Annotated in this window: 12 protein-coding genes and 1 tRNA gene; 5 read left to right on the top strand and 8 right to left on the bottom strand. The window is 48.3% G+C overall.

Translation table 11 applies throughout. The features are described from left to right. Nucleotides 1–50 precede the first annotated feature (50 nt). The 7 genes from purB to ACI4WN_RS00245 form a co-directional block, all read right to left on the bottom strand. A complete protein-coding gene (gene purB, locus ACI4WN_RS00275; protein WP_439776474.1) occupies nt 51–1346 on the bottom strand; it encodes an adenylosuccinate lyase in 1296 nt (431 codons plus the stop codon). A gap of 57 nt (nt 1347–1403) precedes the next feature. Further along, a complete protein-coding gene (gene purK / locus ACI4WN_RS00270) occupies nt 1404–2528 on the bottom strand; it encodes a 5-(carboxyamino)imidazole ribonucleotide synthase (protein WP_439776473.1) in 1125 nt (374 codons plus the stop codon). Continuing rightward, a complete protein-coding gene (gene purE / locus ACI4WN_RS00265) occupies nt 2518–2985 on the bottom strand; it encodes a 5-(carboxyamino)imidazole ribonucleotide mutase (RefSeq protein WP_054667897.1) in 468 nt (155 codons plus the stop codon). Before purE ends, purK begins: the two co-directional genes overlap by 11 nt. Nucleotides 2986–3167: 182 nt before the next feature. Next, nucleotides 3168–4784, bottom strand: a complete 1617-nt coding sequence (locus ACI4WN_RS00260; protein WP_439776472.1) for a hypothetical protein — start codon at nt 4782–4784, stop codon at nt 3168–3170. A 54-nt stretch (nt 4785–4838) separates the two neighbouring features. Next, entirely contained in the window at nt 4839–6680 is a 1842-nt protein-coding gene (locus tag ACI4WN_RS00255; RefSeq protein WP_439776471.1) for a hypothetical protein, read from the bottom strand. A 166-nt stretch (nt 6681–6846) separates the two neighbouring features. Continuing rightward, nucleotides 6847–8979, bottom strand: a complete 2133-nt coding sequence (topB, locus tag ACI4WN_RS00250) for a DNA topoisomerase III (protein ID WP_439776470.1) — start codon at nt 8977–8979, stop codon at nt 6847–6849. A 212-nt stretch (nt 8980–9191) separates the two neighbouring features. Beyond that, nucleotides 9192–9265, bottom strand: a tRNA-Arg gene (locus tag ACI4WN_RS00245). A 191-nt stretch (nt 9266–9456) separates the two neighbouring features. Between ACI4WN_RS00245 and ACI4WN_RS00240 the strand changes: the two genes are divergently transcribed. From ACI4WN_RS00240 to cysK, 5 genes are all read left to right on the top strand, one after another. Then, entirely contained in the window at nt 9457–11832 is a 2376-nt protein-coding gene (locus ACI4WN_RS00240; RefSeq protein WP_439776469.1) for a Xaa-Pro dipeptidyl-peptidase, read from the top strand. A gap of 47 nt (nt 11833–11879) precedes the next feature. Then, the gene (locus tag ACI4WN_RS00235) at nt 11880–12647 is read left to right on the top strand and encodes an alpha/beta hydrolase (RefSeq protein WP_439776468.1); all 768 of its coding nucleotides are present in this window, start codon (nt 11880–11882) and stop codon (nt 12645–12647) included. Between the two features lie 172 nt (nt 12648–12819). Further along, nucleotides 12820–14223, top strand: a complete 1404-nt coding sequence (locus ACI4WN_RS00230; protein ID WP_439776467.1) for an MFS transporter — start codon at nt 12820–12822, stop codon at nt 14221–14223. Nucleotides 14224–14574: 351 nt separating this feature from the next. Then, nucleotides 14575–15381 (top strand): homoserine O-acetyltransferase/O-succinyltransferase family protein, encoded by an 807-nt coding sequence (locus ACI4WN_RS00225; protein WP_439776466.1) that lies wholly within the window; start codon nt 14575–14577, stop codon nt 15379–15381. After that, nucleotides 15371–16294: a cysteine synthase A gene (gene cysK / locus ACI4WN_RS00220; protein WP_439776465.1), complete on the top strand. Its 924-nt coding sequence runs from the start codon at nt 15371–15373 to the stop codon at nt 16292–16294. Before ACI4WN_RS00225 ends, cysK begins: the two co-directional genes overlap by 11 nt. A gap of 73 nt (nt 16295–16367) precedes the next feature. Here cysK and add read toward each other — a convergent pair whose 3' ends face one another. Then, entirely contained in the window at nt 16368–17363 is a 996-nt protein-coding gene (gene add / locus ACI4WN_RS00215; protein WP_439776464.1) for an adenosine deaminase, read from the bottom strand. Nucleotides 17364–17573: the final 210 nt, after the last annotated feature.

The following is a 17573-nucleotide window of genomic DNA, read 5'->3' as shown; positions in this document are numbered from 1 at the left end:
GCTTTTTTAAGTAAAAATTCTGTTAAATAATTACTATTTTGAGTAATTGCTTATTCCAAGCCTAGACGCTTGAAGATGTCGTCTACGTGACGCAGGTGCCAGTGGTAGTCAAAGGCATCGTCTAAGTCTTCCTTAGTCAATTGCTTTTGAATGGTTGGGTCAGCTTCCAGAAGCGGTCTAAATGGCACTTGTTCAGCCCAGCACTTGGCGGTGTATGGTTGAATCAAGTCGTAAGCTGCTTCTCTGCTCAAGCCGCTTTCAACCAGCTTCAAAAGAACACGGCCAGAGTAGATCAAGCCCAAGGTCTTGTCCATGTTCTTCTTCATGGTTTCTGGGAAGACATCCAGGTTCTTCAAGATCTTGCCCATCCGGTTCAACATGTAGTCTAGGCCAATGGTTGAGTCTGGCAAGATGACTCTTTCAGCTGCTGAGTGTGAGATGTCTCTTTCGTGCCACAAGGTTACGTCTTCGTAAGCAGTTACCATGTTGCCGCGCAGAACTCTGGCCATCCCGCACATGTTTTCCGAGCCAATTGGGTTTCTCTTGTGAGGCATGGCAGAAGAGCCCTTTTGCCCCTTGGCAAAGTGTTCTTCAACTTCATGGATTTCGGTTCTTTGCAAGGATCTGATTTCGGTTGCGATGTTTTCAATAGAAGTAGCTACCAAGGCAATCGCAGCAATGTATTCAGCGTGAAGGTCGCGTGGCAGAACCTGCGTAGAAATTTCTTGCGCGTGCAAGCCCAGCTTTTTGCAGACATATGCTTCAACTTCTGGGTCCACTTCGGCAAAGGTACCTACGGCACCAGAGATCTTGCCAGCTTCAACGCCGCGGGCAGCGTGTTCAAAGCGTTCTTGGTTGCGCTTCATTTCTGAGTACCAGCGGGCAAACTTCAAGCCAAAAGTGGTTGGCTCTGCGTGGATGCCGTGGGTGCGGCCCATGCAGACCGTGTCCTTGAATTCGACGGCGCGCTTAGCCAAGATGTCGATGAAGTCTTGGATGTCTTTTCTCAAGATGTCATTAGCCTGCTTTAATTGGTAGCCCTGGGCCGTGTCAACGACGTCGGTACTGGTCAAGCCGTAGTGAACCCACTTCTTTTCTGGCCCCAAAGATTCAGAAACCGTTCTGGTGAAGGCGATTACGTCGTGGTGAGTCACGGCTTCAATTTCATTAATTCGGTCAACGCTGAACTTGGCGTTCTTCTTGATCTTTTCAACGTCTTCAGCAGGAATGTGGCCGAGCTTTGACCAAGCTTCGTCAGCGGCAATTTCAACTGCCAGCCAGCATTCGTACTTCTTTTCATCGGTCCAAATGGCACCCATTTCAGGTCTGGTGTAACGTTCAATCATGTTTTTTCACCCTTGTTGCTTAATTATGTATCTTCTTTTTTTGATCTTCTAGAAAAATTATTCATCCCAAACCTTGGTAGCAGCGATTTCTGCTAAGGTTTGGTCGATATCGTCGGTTAAAATCGTGACGTGACCCATCTTCCGATTTTCCCGCACTTCGGCCTTGCCATAGTCGTGGAAGGACCACTGCGGCTTTTCCACGATCAGCTTGCGGACGCCTGCTACATGCTGGCCCAAGACATTCACCATGACAACTGGGCTTAGCAGCTTGATTTCAGGCAGCGGCCAGTTGCAAATGGCGCGGTTGTGAACGGCAAACTGGGAGAAGTTGCAGGCTTCAATAGAATAGTGGCCAGAATTGTGCGGCCGCGGAGCCAGTTCATTAATGACGATCCGGTCGTCTTTCGTTACGAACATTTCTACGCCCAAGATGCCACAGAGGTCGATGGCCTTGGCAATCTTGACGGCATCTTCTTTAGCCTTATCCGCTAATTCGGGAGAAATTCTGGCTGGAACGATGCTTTCGTGCAGGATTTCCCCTTGGTTGATGTTTTCACTGACTGGAAAGACGGTGATTTGCCCATCAACGTTCCGGGCCACCATGACGGAGGCTTCCATGCGGAAGTCAACGAACTTTTCCAAGATGCAGTCGCCACACGCCAAAACGTCACCGGTCTTGTCCAGGTCAGCTTCGCTCTTTAAAACGACTTGCCCCTTACCATCATAGCCGCCTTCACAGGTCTTGAGGACCGCTGGCAGGCCTAATTCTTTAACGGCACTTTCTAAATCAGCACGATTTTTCACCGCTCTAAACTTGGCTACTTCACAGCCGGCACTTTCGATAAAAGTCTTTTCCCGGATCCGGTTATTGGTGGTATAAAGCAGCTTAGTCCCTTGCGGAATGAAGACCTTGTCTTTTACGCTGTCTAAAGCCTTTAAGTCGACATTTTCAAATTCATAGGTCAAAACGTCGCAGCGGTCAGCCAGTTCTTGAATGGCAGCTAAGTCGCGGTATTCGGCCACGATCTGGTCATCAGCAGCTTGAGCAGCTGGACAAGCCGGCGTTGGGTCTAAAATAATAACCTTCATCCCGCTGGCCTTGGCGTCAAAGGTCAGCATTTGCCCCAGCTGGCCCCCGCCGATAATCCCGATCGTTTGCCCTGGCATAATCTTAATAGACAAGGTCGGCACTGCTTTCTTTAGCTTGGTCGTGCATCTGCTTACGGTATTCCACGATCTTGTCTTGCAAGTCTGGGTCGCTTAAGCCCAAGATCTGCATGGCCAGCAAAGCGGCGTTCTTGGCACCGGCTGGGCCAATGGCGGTCGTCGCCACCGGGATGCCAGCTGGCATTTGGACGATGGACAAAAGGGAGTCCATCCCGCCCAAGGCACTGGTCTTGGCTGGGCAGCCAATGACCGGCAACGGAGTGTTAGCGGCCAGCATCCCTGGCAAGTGAGCAGCACCGCCGGCCCCAGCGATAATCACCTTTACGCCCTTGTCCTTAGCTTCGCGGGCAAAGTCAAACATTTCTTGCGGCATCCGGTGTGCGGAAATAACCTTCTTATCATACTCGACACCAAATTGATCAAGCAGCTTGCAGGCTTCCTGCATGTAGCCCCAATCAGATGACGAGCCCATTACGACACTGATTCTACTAGTCACGTTAGTTCCTCCTGTCTTACTCCCCCTAGAATAACAGAAAAAGAGACTTTTTTAAAGAGAAAGATGAACTATTTTTCCACCCTTTCAAAACATCATTCGCTTTTGCTTAGCAAAAAAGAAAAGCCGTGCATAATTGCACGGCTTTTGACGGTAAAAAACTATCTAAAGGCGGTTGAGTCCAGAACTTCTGCCCGGTGGTTCATAGCCACATAGATCTTGGACTTGTAGCTGGCCAGGCCTTCCACTTCCCGATTAGCGTGGAAGCGGTAGTAGTTGACCAGGTTGCCCTTGGCCGAAATCTTAAACAAGAAGTCGTTAAAGGCGATGTAGTAGTACTTGTGGGCCACATTGTAGGTAAAGCCTTGGACCTGGCTAGAGTTAGAAATCAGGTCGCCGTCCACAGCAGCTGCCTCTTTAGCGGTAAAAGTGTTGCCGCTTCGCTTAATCTGCCAGAATTCGTACCGGCCCTTGGACTTGTTGTGGAACAAGGCCAAGATGGTGTTGTCATCTGTTACATCGGCATTTAAGAAGTAGCGGTTGTACTTTAGTGCACCATTAGCCACCTTAAAGGTCCAAATTTTCTTGACCAGCATGGTCTTTTTGTCAATCTGCAGCAGTTCATTAGACATTGGCTTTTTAGCCCGGTTCCAGTTGGCTAGTTCATAGATATAACGTCCAGTTGACCCCACTGACTGACCATGGCCTAGCTTGATCCAAGGGCTAATCCGAATATTTTTAACATAGTACTTCCAAGTAGCCAAATTTAAGGTATTTGTTGGAATGTACTGCAAGGCATAAGTTGGCACGCTATTTAGGTGATAAAGGATTACCCGGCCATTAGCACCCTCTTGAGCAGCTTGACCGACTCCATAAAAGTTGGTCGTTACCATGTCTTGACCATAGACATCTAAGCCTTGAACATTAGTCCGGACATTAGTCTCAACGCTTCCGGCTAAAAGACTAAAACTATTGGGCTCATAGAATTTGGTCGTCAGTTTAGCGGCTTTCTTTTTGCCGGTCTTATCGCTACCCCAATAAGTATGAGGGAAAACTTGCGCGTTAAAGTTTCCGCGATTCGCCAGCTGCTGAGGGAACCAGGTTTTGGCAAAGTTACCGCCCTTACCTGGCTTTTTATCCGCCTTGCTCAGCCCTTCTTTAGGATTGCGCCGCACAGTGACCTTGACCTTGGCATGAGCTTTCCCATACTTAAAAGTCACCCAGTAAATCCCTGGCGTTTTTTCAGAAATCCGGTCAACATTGGTCTTGACCTGGTACTTGTCGACCACGCTGCCGTGGCTGTCAGTAATGTAGTTCACGGCATCCCGGACGTCAAAGCCGGTCGTGTCGTTTGGATTGTTAACCAGACTGACTTCATTAACGACTTCCGCTTTATTTCTGGCAAAAGCCTTCTCGTTGACATAGCCGATCGCCCGGCCATCAACATAGACAAAGTAGTAGCGCTTGCCTTGGTAGACCTTGTAGCTTTGAGACTGGACATGGGCCAATTTAAATTCCCGAGAATTTGCCAGCTTTTTGCCAAATTTCCAAACTAGCTTGGTCTTGGTTACCTTTTTAATCACATAGCGCTTTTTCTTTTTACTGTAAACTTTTCGCTTAACCTGATACTTGACCGGCACCTTGCCAAGGCTGGCATAGATGCCATAGTTCTTATTGCCAATCACCTTGGTTGTTAAGGCTTCAGCTTGCACACTTTTTCCTTGGAAAAAGAGGCCTAGGAAAAAGACCAAGCTTAAATACTTAATCCCCTTTTTCATTATATTTCTAACTTCCACACTTTTTTAATCACACTATTTTGCACACATTTAAAATTACTTAATCCGGTTGACCTTCAAGGTTTCGGTTGGGTGGTTCAAGTTAAGGTAAAGCTCACCCTTATAGCTAGCCAGCCCTTCCGTTTCCCGGCCAGTACTGAACTGGTAGTAGTTGAGCAGCTTGCCGGCATCGCTGGCATCGTCGTTTAAGCCAGCCTTGATCTTGAAGATGTAGTCATTAAAGCCAATGTAGTAGTAGTCAAAGACGCTGTCCCAGACAAAGCCCTGCACCTCTGAAGAATTCGAAATCAGGTTACTATTGGTTGCAGCCACTTCTTTAGCCGTAAACTTGTCCCCGCTTCTGGTAATCTTCCAGAACTCATACCGGTTCTTGGATGCATTATGGAAAAGACCGATGATGGTCTGATCGTCAATCACGTCAGCGTTCAAAAAGATTCGTGGGTGCTTGGATGACCCATTCCAAACTTTGAAGGTCCAGATCTTGTCCACCTGCATGGTTGACTTATTGACTCTCAGCAGCTCTTGAGAGTTAGCCCAGTTGTTAGACCGGTTCCAGTTGGCCACAACGTAAGCATACTTCTTGGTTGAGCCAACGGCTTGGCCGTGACCCAGCTTCATGTACGGACTAACCTTCACGTTCTTGATGTAGCTCAGCCAAGTGGCAAAGCTCAATTTATTGCTTGGGATCAGCTGCCAGTTATACTTCTTCAGCCCCTTCAAGTTATAGTAGACCATGTGGCCGCGGGCTTCGCGGTTATCGGCATAGCCGCTGTCCAAATTGGTTGACACCATGTCTTGACCATAGATGTCGATCCCTTGAACGGCGCTAGATACCCGGCCTTCTTGAATTGGGGATCCAGCAACCGACAAATTGGCCGGGTGGTAGAAGAAGGTTGCCATGTTGGCGGCCTTTTCTGTGCCGGCACTGTTCGTTGCCCAGTAGTTGTTTGAGCTGTTGACTAAGTCTAGGTTAGTTGACGTGTCGCTAGAAGAGGCTGACGCACCGTCGCTAGCAGACCAGGTGGTCAGATTGTCGGCTAAGTCGGTATCTTGCCCTGCCAAATTAGCGCTGCTGATCCCTTCTTTAGCATCAGAGCGGACAGTCAATTTAGCAGTGGCCTTAGCCTTGCCGTACTTGTAGGTCAAAACGGCCGTGCCAGCCTTTTTGCTGGAAACATAGCCAGAATCAGAGATCTTCAGCTTAGTGGACTTGCAGGAAATGTCTACAGAGTCGTTGTCAACCAAGCTGCCGTGACTGTCGGTCACATAGTTAATGGCGTCTTGGGCGTTAAAGCCAACTGAATCAGCAGAATTGTTGACTAAAGAAATGCTGGAGACGACCTTGGCACTAGACAGGGCAAAGGCTTTTTCATTAACGTAGCCCACGCCCCGGCCATCGACATAAATATAGTAGTATCTGGTCTTGTTTCTCAGCTTGTAGGCCTTGGCTTGGACGTGAGAGTACTTAAAGTCGGTTGAAGCAGCCAATTTTTTCCCGAACTTCCACTTCTTCTTGGTCACCGTCTTCGTCACGGTCTTGTTAACCCAGCGGTACTTAGTTTTCTTAACAGTCTTGTACTTGGTTACGGTCTTGTGCTTTTTCTTCCCTTTAACCATGTAAGCTGCCTTCTTGGTATAAGGCACCTTGCTTTTCACGGTGTACTTTTCCTTAACCTTTTGCTTCGTCTTGACCTCTTCTTGAACCTTGACCAGCTTCATGGACGAATAGACTGAATAAGTGTTGTTGCCAATGATCTTAGTTGTCAAATCAGTCTTCGTCGTTTGACTATAATCTTTTTCGCTGCTGGCTTGGGCCTGGCTGGTCAAGCCTCCTAGTAAAGCTACAGTAGTTACAAGCGCAACTGCAAAGCGTCGCATCTTCTCATCCCTTCAGAAAAAATTGTTTTAATCGTTACTAACTATTTATTTTGATATATAAAAAAGCCTTCATTTACATGAAACGCTAGTTTATACTCTACCACAAATCAGCACTCTGACCGGCTTTGTAACGAAATTGTTAACGATTATTAAAATAATTGGGAAATCAGTCAAACAAAAGCTCGAGCTTATCGCCATTCAGCTTTAATTTGGCTGAATACTTTCGGCCGGTCTTTTTGGAAATAAAGCCGTCAAGCTTGTCGGTCTTGCCCTTATTAATCAAGGTCTTGACGATCCGCTTGCCCATGGTCTTGCCGGCAAACTTTTTCGGCAGGGTAAAGCGGCAGCCGCCCTTGTAGTTGCTACAGCCATAAAACTTGCCCTTGTCGCTGATTTGCCCAGTTTTGCACACGGGACAGGTCCCCAGGCTAGCCTCTTGGGCCTTTTTCTCGCTTACCTGGGCCGCCAAATTCTGGTCAACCTGCATCTTGCCAGGCACTTCGGCCAGCATTTTTTGAATGAAGCGCTTGATCTGACTTAAAAAGTTGTCTTGACTGCGTTCTTGGTCCCCGACCTGCTTTAGGGCCTTTTCCCACTTGGCAGTCATTTCGGCACTGACTAAGAGCGGCTCGCTTTCGGCCGCCTTACAAAGGATGATTCCAGTTGGCGTCACGCTTAGCTTGTTTTGCTTGCTCTCCAGGTAGCCTCTCTTTTTCAAAACGTCGATGATGCTGGCCCGGGTAGCTTCGGTCCCAATACCTTCCACGTCTTTTAAGATGATCTGGTCTTCTTCAGAAAGGTCCTTGCCCGCCGTCTTCATGGCAGCGATCAGGGTCCCTTCCGTATACTTGGCTGGCGGCTTAGTTTGTTCTTGCTTTTCCTTTAGCTTAACGGTGAGTTCCTGCCCCTGTTCTAGTGGCGGCAGCTCGCTATCTTTGACCTGGCTTTCCAGGGCCTTCCAGCCCAGATCCAGGGTCACGTTGCCACTAGCCTTAAATAAAAGGTCGTTCACCTTGATGGATGCCGTTGTCTTTTCATAGAGGTATGGCTTCATGAAGCTCTCCAGGGTTCTACGCAAAACCAGGTCATAGATTTTGCCTTCAAGTGGCGACATCTTAGCCCGCTGGGCAGCAGACGGCGTCGTCTTGGTCATGATGATGGCATGGTGTTCTTGCACCTTGCTAGAGTCAACGTAGCGCTTGTTCGGCGCAAGCGGCATTTGCGGCTGAAAAGCCGCAGGATCAGCTAATAAGGATGCATAGCGGTCCAAATTTTGTGCCAGGTAGCCATATTCATTGGGCGTAATGAAGTTGCAGTCCGTCCGCGGGTAGCTCAAGAATTTGCTTTCGTACAGGTTTTGGACGGCATTGAGGACCTGGCTAGCAGAAGCATGAAAGAGGCGGTTGGCCTCGGTTTGCAGGCTTGACAGGGAGAACAAGCGCGGACTAGATACAGATTTCTTTTCCTTTTTTAGGTCGCTGACGATGCCTTTACGCTTGTCAAAGTCCAGCTGATTTTTTAATAAAAATTCTTCCAGTTCAGCTGGACTCTTAAACTTGTGGTCAGGCGATAATTTGGCGATAAACTTCTTCCGCCCTGACCAGCATTCAGCTTGAAGGAGCCAGTAGTCCTCTGGCTTAAAATTGGCAATGGCCATGTCCCGGAGGTAAACCAGGTACAAAGTTGGAGTTTGCACCCGGCCAATGGAATAAACGCCTTTAGCGCCTTGTCCCCGCAAAAGCAGGGTAAACAAGGGACTGGCATTCATCCCCACCAGCCAGTCGCTGATCTGCCGGGTTTGGGCTTCTTTATAGCGGAAGTAGTAGTTGCCCCCTGGTCGCAGGTTCTGGAAGCCTTCACGGATGGCAGATTTTTCCAAAGAGTTGATCCAAAGCCGGTATAGCCGCTTATGCTGGACGTCAATATGGCCTTCGCGCATGATAGACCAAGCGATGTTTTCGCCTTCCCGGTCGCTGTCGGTGGCGATGACGATAGTGTCAGCCTGCTTTAATAGGCGGGTCACGATACCAAACTGCTTTTTCTTGTCGCGGGGAACGACATATTTATATTGGTCAGGAAAAATCGGCAGCTTTTTCAAAGACCAGCGCTTCAAACTAGCATCATATTGGTCAGGCAGGGCCATTTCAACTAGGTGACCAAAGCCATAGGTGATGACGGTGTCAGCGGGTAATAGGGGGTCGCTGACCGCAATAAAGCCATCGACCTTTTGGCTTTTGGCAAAGGCGGCGGCGTAGGAACGGGCTTGACTGGGCTTTTCCGCTAGGATTACAGTACTCATTTTTCTCCTCGCAAGTAAACAAATCAGGGAATTTGTAAAAAAACGATCTCAAAAAGAAAGACGGTCAGGCTTGCGCCTTATACCGTCTACTTGTTCTCTTATTGTTGCCTTAAGTATAGCTGAATCATAGCATAATTTCAATCGAACAAACAAAAATTATCCAACAAAAAAATCACTAAGGATAAACCTTAGTGATTTTCCGGTTGCAATCATGATTCGGGTGAGATTCGAACTCACGACCCACGGTTTAGAAGACCGTTGCTCTATCCAGCTGAGCTACCGAACCGTTATGCCCTGACGCAACATATTAAGTATATTAAACCAGGCCCTTATTGTCAATTCAATTTTGCAAAAAAATTTACTTTTTTGTTATCAAGCCTCTCCCCCTACCCGCCAAGCCCCGATTAAGCTAAAATTAGCAGTAGGCAAATCATCAATAAATAGAAAAGACAGAACTTTTTATTAATGAGGTAGATTATGAAATACAACCAATATGCATATGTTGAAACCAGTCCTGAGCAAGCCAAGAAAGAACTGCTTGAGATCAACTTTTTACCGGAAAATTACCAAAACCTCTCTTTTAGCGAACTTTTCGCCGTCTTAACTGGCAACGTGCTTGCTGAAGCCACTACGCGCCAGGCAAAGGACGCCCGCCTTTGCGAATTTGCGGTCAGCGAAAATGAGGACCTGAAGAGCTTTTTGCTAGCCAGCCCCCAGGCCATGACCGCCAGCGAATTTGCTAACGTGGCCTTGCAGCTTCTTGGTTACCACCCAAATTATGACTACCAATTGGCTGACCCTTTCACCTGCATCAAAAAGCATGCCCTGCCAGCTGCCCGCAGCTTGGACAGCAAGGATGACCTGATCTTTGCCTTCTACCGCTTGCTGAACACCCGGTCTAAAAATGGGCAGATCCTCCTAGACGTCATGGCGGGCAAGGGCTACTTTACCCAGTTCTGGGGCGAAAACAAATTCCTCTTCTTTAACGGCAAGTCCCTGCCTGTTTTTGATACCAGCAAGGTGATCCGGGAAGTCGTTTACGTGCAAAGTGATCTCGACACCGACGGCGATGGCCAAGGCGACCTGCTTCCCGTTACCGTCTTTCGGCCTTTTGAAAGCCAAGAAATCCAAGTGCCAGCCCTTTACACTGCATCCCCGTACTTTGGCGGCATCATCGACAACGTTAAGACCAACCACAATGTTGACGAAGACCTGACTGACGCCACTACCTGGACCAACCCCAAGTACGTGGCTAAGCCATTAGTTTCTGCGCCAAAGCCAAGCAGCGAAGACGTGCCGCCAACTGAACTGGCAACTGGCAAGTCCTCCTACGGCTTAAACGAATACCTCTTGGCCCGCGGCTTTGCCTCTGTCTTCTCTGGCGCGATCGGCAACCGGCACGGCGACGGCATCCGGATCACCGGGGCACCGGAAGAAACCATCTCTCAAAAGGAAGTCATCGAATGGCTGACCGGCGACCGGGTGGCTTATACCGACCGCACCCGCCGTTTTGAAACTAAGGCATCCTGGTGCACCGGCAACATTGGCATGACCGGTCGGTCATACCTGGGCACCCTGCAAATTGCCATCGCTACGACCGGCGTCAAGGGCTTAAAAACCGTGGTTTCTGAAGCCGCCATTTCTTCCTGGTATGACTACTACCGCGAGCACGGGCTAGTAATTGCTCCAGGTGAGTGCCAAGGCGAAGACCTGGACAAGCTGGCTGAAGTCTGCCAGTCCAACCTCTGGGACGGGGGCAATTTTACGGCCAAAAAGGCTTATGAAGCTGAGCAAAAAGAGCTGGAAGACAAGCAAGATCGAGCAACTGGCCAATATTCTGACTTCTGGGAAGCCAGAAACTACCGCCACCACGCCGACGGCATCAAGTGCTCATGGATCTCCGTTCACGGCTTAAACGACTGGAACGTTAAGCCAAAGAACGTTTATAAGATCTGGCAAAAGGTCAAAAACTTGCCAGTTGAATCTCACCTCTTCCTCCACCAAGGACCGCACTACAACATGAACAACCTGGTTTCCATCGACTTCACTGACCTGATGAACCTTTGGTTTGTTCATGAGCTCTTAGGCGTAGAAAATGGTGCATATGAACAATGGCCAGAGGTCATGATCCAAGACAACTTAGAAGCCGACAAGTGGCATAGTGAAGACGACTGGTCCAATGACCTAGGCCAAGCTGCGGTCTACCAGCCAACAGAAAATGGCGACTTGTCAACCAGTCAACTTGGTCATGGTCAATTAACCTTTACTGACGAAGGCGGCACAGAATTTAAGGACAGCGGCATCAGCGAAACAGCTTGGGAATACCAATTTATCTCCGGCAAGGAAAAGTGGGCCAAGGCCAGCCTCCGCTTTGAAACGGAAGACTTTATCCACCCGGTAACCTTGGTTGGCCGGCCAAAGGTCCACGTGCGGGTTGCCGCAAGCAAAAATGTTGGCCAATTGTCAGTTGCCTTGGTTGAACTGGGCAAGCGCAAGCGGCTGACGGCAACGCCAAAGATCTTGGCCCGGGGCAACCAGCCATTTGGATTCCGCTTTGGGGCAGATTCTCTGCAAGAATTCGTGCCAGACAAGGAAACGGATGCCAAGCTGATCACCAAGGCCCACATGAACCTGCAAAACTACGAAGACATGAAAAAGCCAAGCAAGCTGGAAGCAGGACAGTTCGTGGATCTGGAATTCGAACTCCAGCCAACCTACTACACCCTGCCTGCTGGCAGCAAATTAGGCCTGATTATCTACTCAACCGACCAAGGCATGACCAAGCGACCACTGTCTAGCGAAGACTACACGATTGATCTGGAAAAGACGGCGCTGCTGCTCTACCGGAAATAGGAATATAAAAGATAATGCTTTAAATAATGTAACAAATGAGGAAGAAAGTGAAGAATCTCCATCAAGAAACAGATCAAAAGGATGCCAAAAATAAGACTAGAAAAGGCAAAAAAAGATTAGTAATTACGCTAATTGCCATCCTGTTAGTCCTGCTTGCCGCCGGCGGCTACTGGCAAAGCCGGCAATACCAGGCCGCTCCAGCTGCTAAAGAAGCCGCAAAAGTCGCCCAAGTTTCTAGCCAGGCAACCACCTTTAAAAGCCGCGGCAAAAGCAAGCTGACGGTTGTCTTTTACCCTGGAGCTATGGTTGCTCCAGATGCCTACAGCCTCTGGGCAAAGGACCTGGCCCAAGTAGGCTATACCGTCAAAATCGCCCATTTTCCGCTAAATTTGGCTATCACAAAGCCAAAAGCCGCTGATTCCTTAACCAGTCAAAAGGAAAAATTTGTCATCGGGGGGCACTCTCTTGGCGGGGCCATGGCTGCCCGCTATGCCAGCCAAAGCAAGAAGAAAAATCTCAAAGGAATCTTTTTCCTAGCAGCATATGCCGATCAAAAGGGACGGCTTGACGATAAGTCCTTCCCAGCTCTCTCCATTACAGGAAGCAACGATGGCGTCTTAAACTGGAACAAGTACCGGGCAAACCAGCAATATTTGCCAAAAAATACTAGTTTTGTGACCATCAAGGGCGGCAACCATGCCGGTTTTGGCGATTATGGCGCGCAAAGGGGCGATAAGAAAGCAGCTATTTCTGTTAAAAAGCAACAGCAAATTATTGCCCAGACCTTAATTAAGTGGCTGAACAAAGTTGCTTAATTCCATTCTGGAAATTGCGGATGCTGAATTTGCATCCTTTTCCAGCTTGCTTTTCTAAAAAAAGCAGTGCTAAAATAAATTTACAAAGTATTAATATCATAACTGCACAAAAGACTGTGGCGGAGTTCCGCTAACAGTCTTTTTGTCTTTTTAGGAGGAATTTTCACCTTTTATGAAACAAAGAGAACAAACAGATAGTAAAAACACCACGCTGGCCATCCTCAGCGTCGGGCTCTTAACCTTCATCGGGATCTTGCATGAAACCTCGATGAACGTCACCTATCCCATCCTGGTCAAGCAGTTTGGTCAGCCCCTGTCCACCATCCAGTGGATCACGACCGGCTACCTGCTCACCGTTACCATCGTCATGGGGACGACCGCCTATCTCCTGCGGCAAATTCCAGCCAGATGGCTTCATTTAGGAGCCGGAGTCGCCTTTATCCTGGGCAGCTGCCTGGCGGCTTTGACCAATAATTTTGCCCTGCTTTTACTCGGCCGGATCATCCAAGGGATCGCTACTGGCTTTTCGACGCCCATCATGTTCCAATTGATCTTTACCCAGGTTCCGAAGGAAAAGCTGGGGCTGATGACTGGCGTTGCCGGGATGATCATCTCCTTTGCCCCGGCGCTTGGGCCAACTTACGGCGGGATCGTCTTGTCCTTTGCCAACTGGCGGATGATCTTCTGGCTGCTCTTGCCTTTGGCCCTAATCAGCATCTTGGGCGGCCAAGTCTACGTCAGAAATCAGCCAATGGGCAACAAGACGTCATTTAGTTACGGAGCCTTGGTCCTGCTCGGGCTCTCCCTCTTCTTCGTCGTTTACGCCATGTCCATCATCGGCAGCCAGGGAATTTCTGCTTCTTTTTTAATCAAGCTCTTGATCGGACTGGTCTTCTTTGCCATCTTTATTTACGTCAACAATCATGGTCAAAGCCAGCTCCTCAACCTGGCCATTTTTAAGCAGTCTACCATTGTTTTGTCAGCCTTGACCTACTTCATCCTGCAATTTGCCAATATTGGCCTGTCGGTCACCATTCCAACTTACGCTGAATACGTCCTGTCTGCTTCCAGCCTGGTTGCTGGGCTCTGCCTATTGCCAGGATCTTTTGTGGGTGCCTTAATTTCTCCTTATGCCGGCAAATTGGCTGACAAATATGGCTTTAAGCGACCAATCACGATCGGCGGCATCCTCTTTTTCCTGGGCAACCTCGGCTTTGCCCTCCTGCAGCCGGTTTTGACCCCAGCCTTGATCGTTCTTTGCCATATTGTCTTTCGTGCTGGCTTTAACCTCTCTTTTGCCAACTCCATCTCCAACGCCTCAACCTTAGTGGATAAGAAAAATGTCTCTGACGTCAACTCAGCCTTCAACATGATCCAGCAGTTTGCCGGTTCTCTAGGCGTCAGCATCGCCACGGCTCTGATTTCCCTCAGCCAAAAGCACGGCCAGGGCAGCCTGGCAATCCGCAGCTATCGCGGCGGACAGATGGACTTTATCTTGTTTGCTATCCTGGGCCTAGTGACGGTTTGCCTGATCTGGCGCAACTTCCGCTTGCAGGAAAAGGCTGCTAACAAATAGTAACTTATTATTAGAATCAGCTTTTTACGTTTTTTCAACAAAAAAGTTTGTGTCTACACTTGTCATTTTTAAGAAATGGCTGTATACTTTCAGTATAAATTCTTTAGGAGGTTCGCCAAATGAGCAGCAAGTTATTTTTCAACGCTAATCAAGAAACTTGTTGTTGTGGATTGTGTCTTGAACAATCCACTATTTGGCGTTGGCTGAGTAACTAGCAAACTAGCCAGAATAAATAGCACAAATTGTTGAAGACACGTATCTAGCAAAGATGCGTGTCTTTTTCTTTGTCTAATCTACTTACTATTTGTCAGTTGTAACTGACCTGATTTTACTGAAAGGAAAATGTGACCAATGAAGCTCAAGATCGGCGTTCTCAACATTATGCATGACAAGGTTGATACGCAAAAAAGATTTAGCCATGTCTTAAAAAGAGCCAATTCTGAGGTGGAAATTCGCTACTTCTACCCCAAAAGCCACCACATGAAGCAGCCGATACCAGCTGGCTGGCAGGCTGCCCCACTTGACCTAGCCGCGGTTGAAAAACTCGATGGCTTCATCATTACCGGGGCCCCAATTGAGCGCATTCCTTTTGAAGCCGTTGACTACTGGCAAGAATTAACCCAGCTGTTTGATCTGCTAAAAGAAATGCGCATCCCCCAGCTTTACGTCTGCTGGGGCGCCATGGCGGCCATGCACTACTTCTACGGGATCGGCAAGCATGCATTGCCGGAAAAGCTTTTTGGGATTTACCCCCAAGAGATCGTTAACAAAACGCCGCTCTTAAAAGGCTTGGCTGAAGGCTTCAAGGCCCCGCACGCCCGCTATGCTGAGATGAATATCGATGAAGTCTTGGCTAGTCCCTTAACGGTCAACGCGGTCACGGAAAGCGGCCATCTAACCTTGGCTAGCAAGGGCGAGCAAAGCTTCCTCTTTACCCACCTAGAATACGGCCCTAGTGCCTTTCAAAAGGAATACCAAAGAGAGCTAACCGCTAGAGGAGGTGATGACCTAGGCCTGGCTAAGCCTGAAAATTACTTTGCAGATGAAGACGCGATGGCCCTGCCCCTCTTTACTTGGCGGAGCACGCAGAAACACTTTTTTAACAACTGGATGACTACTGTAAAAAATGCAAAAGGAGAACAAAATTATGTCTACTAATCGGATCTACAACAACATTTTGGAAACTATCGGCAACACCCCAATCGTAAAGCTCAACCGGGTCGTCCCAGAAGACGCCGCTGACGTTTATGTTAAGCTGGAATTCTTCAACCCTGGCGGCTCCATCAAGGACCGGATTGCCCTGGCCATGATTGAGAAGGCTGAAAAAGAAGGCAAGCTGAAGCCTGGCAGCAAGATCGTTGAACCCACTTCCGGCAACACCGGGATTGGCCTGGCGGCTGTGGCTGCTGCTAAGGGTTACCACATCACCATCATCATGCCTGAAACCATGAGCGATGAAAGAAAGAAGATTATTCGGGCTTACGGCGCTGAACTGATCTTGACTGACGGCAAGGGGGGCATGGCGGCTTCTATTGCCAAGGCTAAGGAATTAGTTGAAAACGAAGGCTACTTCATGCCAATGCAGTTTGAAAACCCAGCCAACCCAGAAATCCACGAATTGACGACTGGTAAGGAAATCGTTGAAGCCTTTGAAGGCGACTTGCCAGATGCCTTTGTTGCCGGCGTGGGGACTGGCGGCACCTTGACTGGGATTGGCCGGGCCCTGAAGAAGGCCGGCAACGTCAAGGTTTACGCCTTGGAACCAGCTGAATCGCCACTCTTAAAGGAAGGCAAGAAAGGCCCACACAAGATTCAAGGGATCTCTGCCGGCTTTATTCCAAAAACCCTGGACCAAGAAATCTACGACGGGATCGTGGAAGTGTCAAGCAACGATGCTTTTGAAACGGCTAGAGAAGTGGCGCGCCTTGAAGGCTTTTTGCCAGGGATCTCAGCTGGGGCCAACATCCACGGCGCCATTGAATTAGCTAAGAAGCTGGGCAAGGGCAAGAAGGTTATCACCGTCGCCCCAGACAACGGCGAACGCTACTTGTCAACGGCTTTGTACAAGTAAGAGTGAATATAAACATCGATACTATCTAAAAAGGACATCCAAGTGGGTGTCCTTTTTTGTAATGTTTTATTTCTTACTTAACCAGGTCTAACAGCCGTTCTTTTTCCGCCTGGTCACAAAAAGCAGCGTTAACCGCGTTCAGGTAAACTTGCTTTTCTTCAGCTGCTGTTAAGCCAATAGATTCTAATAGTTTGTATTCTCTTGGCAAATTAGTCTGAGATACCGTCATGTTGTCGGTGTTGACCGTGGCATGAACTTTTTTAGCCAGCAGCTTTCTCAAGGGGTATTGAGATAGGTCATCAAAAATCTTGGTGTTCAAGTTGGAGCTGGCGCAGCATTCCAAGGTAATTTGCTCTTCGGCCAATTTACTCATCAAGTCAGGGTCTTCCACAGACCGAATGCCGTGGCCGATCCGCTTGGCCCCCATGGCCAGGGCTTCTTTGACCGATTCAGGACCCATAGCTTCTCCGGCATGGATGGTGTAAGGGATGCCGAGCTCCTCTGCCTTAGCAAAAAATGGCGCAAACTTGCGGTTAGCTACTTCTTCATTTTCCGGCCCCGCCAGGTCAATCCCGGCAACGCCTTGGCCTAAAAATTCTTTAGCTACCTTAACCGTTTCCCAGTTTTTGTCGCTAACCCCTTTTAGCCGCATTAAGCAAAGCAGGATTTGGGCATGGAGGTCTGGTCGATCATCTGCCTGCTCTTTTTGCCAAGCATAAAAGTCTTCTAGACCAGTGATCACAGCTTGAACGGCTTCAGCCTGAGTCAAGGTCTTGGTGTGCTGCTGCGGCGCAAAGCGGATTTCGGCGTAAACCAGACCCTGGCTTCTTAAATCCTTTAAGAGGTCGCAAGTTAACAGGCGCAAGTTTTCAGCAGTCTGCATCAATTCTAGCGGGAAATTAAACTTATTCAGATATTCAGCTAAATTTTGACAGTCCTCTCCCACTGACAAACGTTCCTTCAATTCTTGATCAGGCATGGTCTTGCCCTCTTTGGCAAGGATCTTTTTTACGGATGAAACTGGCAAGGAGCCGTCTAAATGTAAGTGGAGGTCAATCAAATTCTGCATCTTTAAGTCCTCAATAATCGCTGAAACAATGAAAAAATAGTTGTAAATTGTTTCTATTCTATCACTTTCAAATGAGATTTAAAGAGCTTTTTCTCAGCAAAAATTATTCAATAATTGCCTAATTAAAGGTGTTTTTCAGAATTGTTCGTCTTTTCCCATTATTCGGATTTGGATAAAAAGAAAAAGTCCTGTTAAGAACAACATTTTGTT

It is taken from the genome of Lactobacillus sp. (assembly GCF_051893255.1).
Lineage (GTDB): Bacteria > Bacillota > Bacilli > Lactobacillales > Lactobacillaceae > Lactobacillus.
Note: the sequence above shows the minus strand (reverse complement) of the source record. Positions and strands in the feature narration are given on the sequence as shown.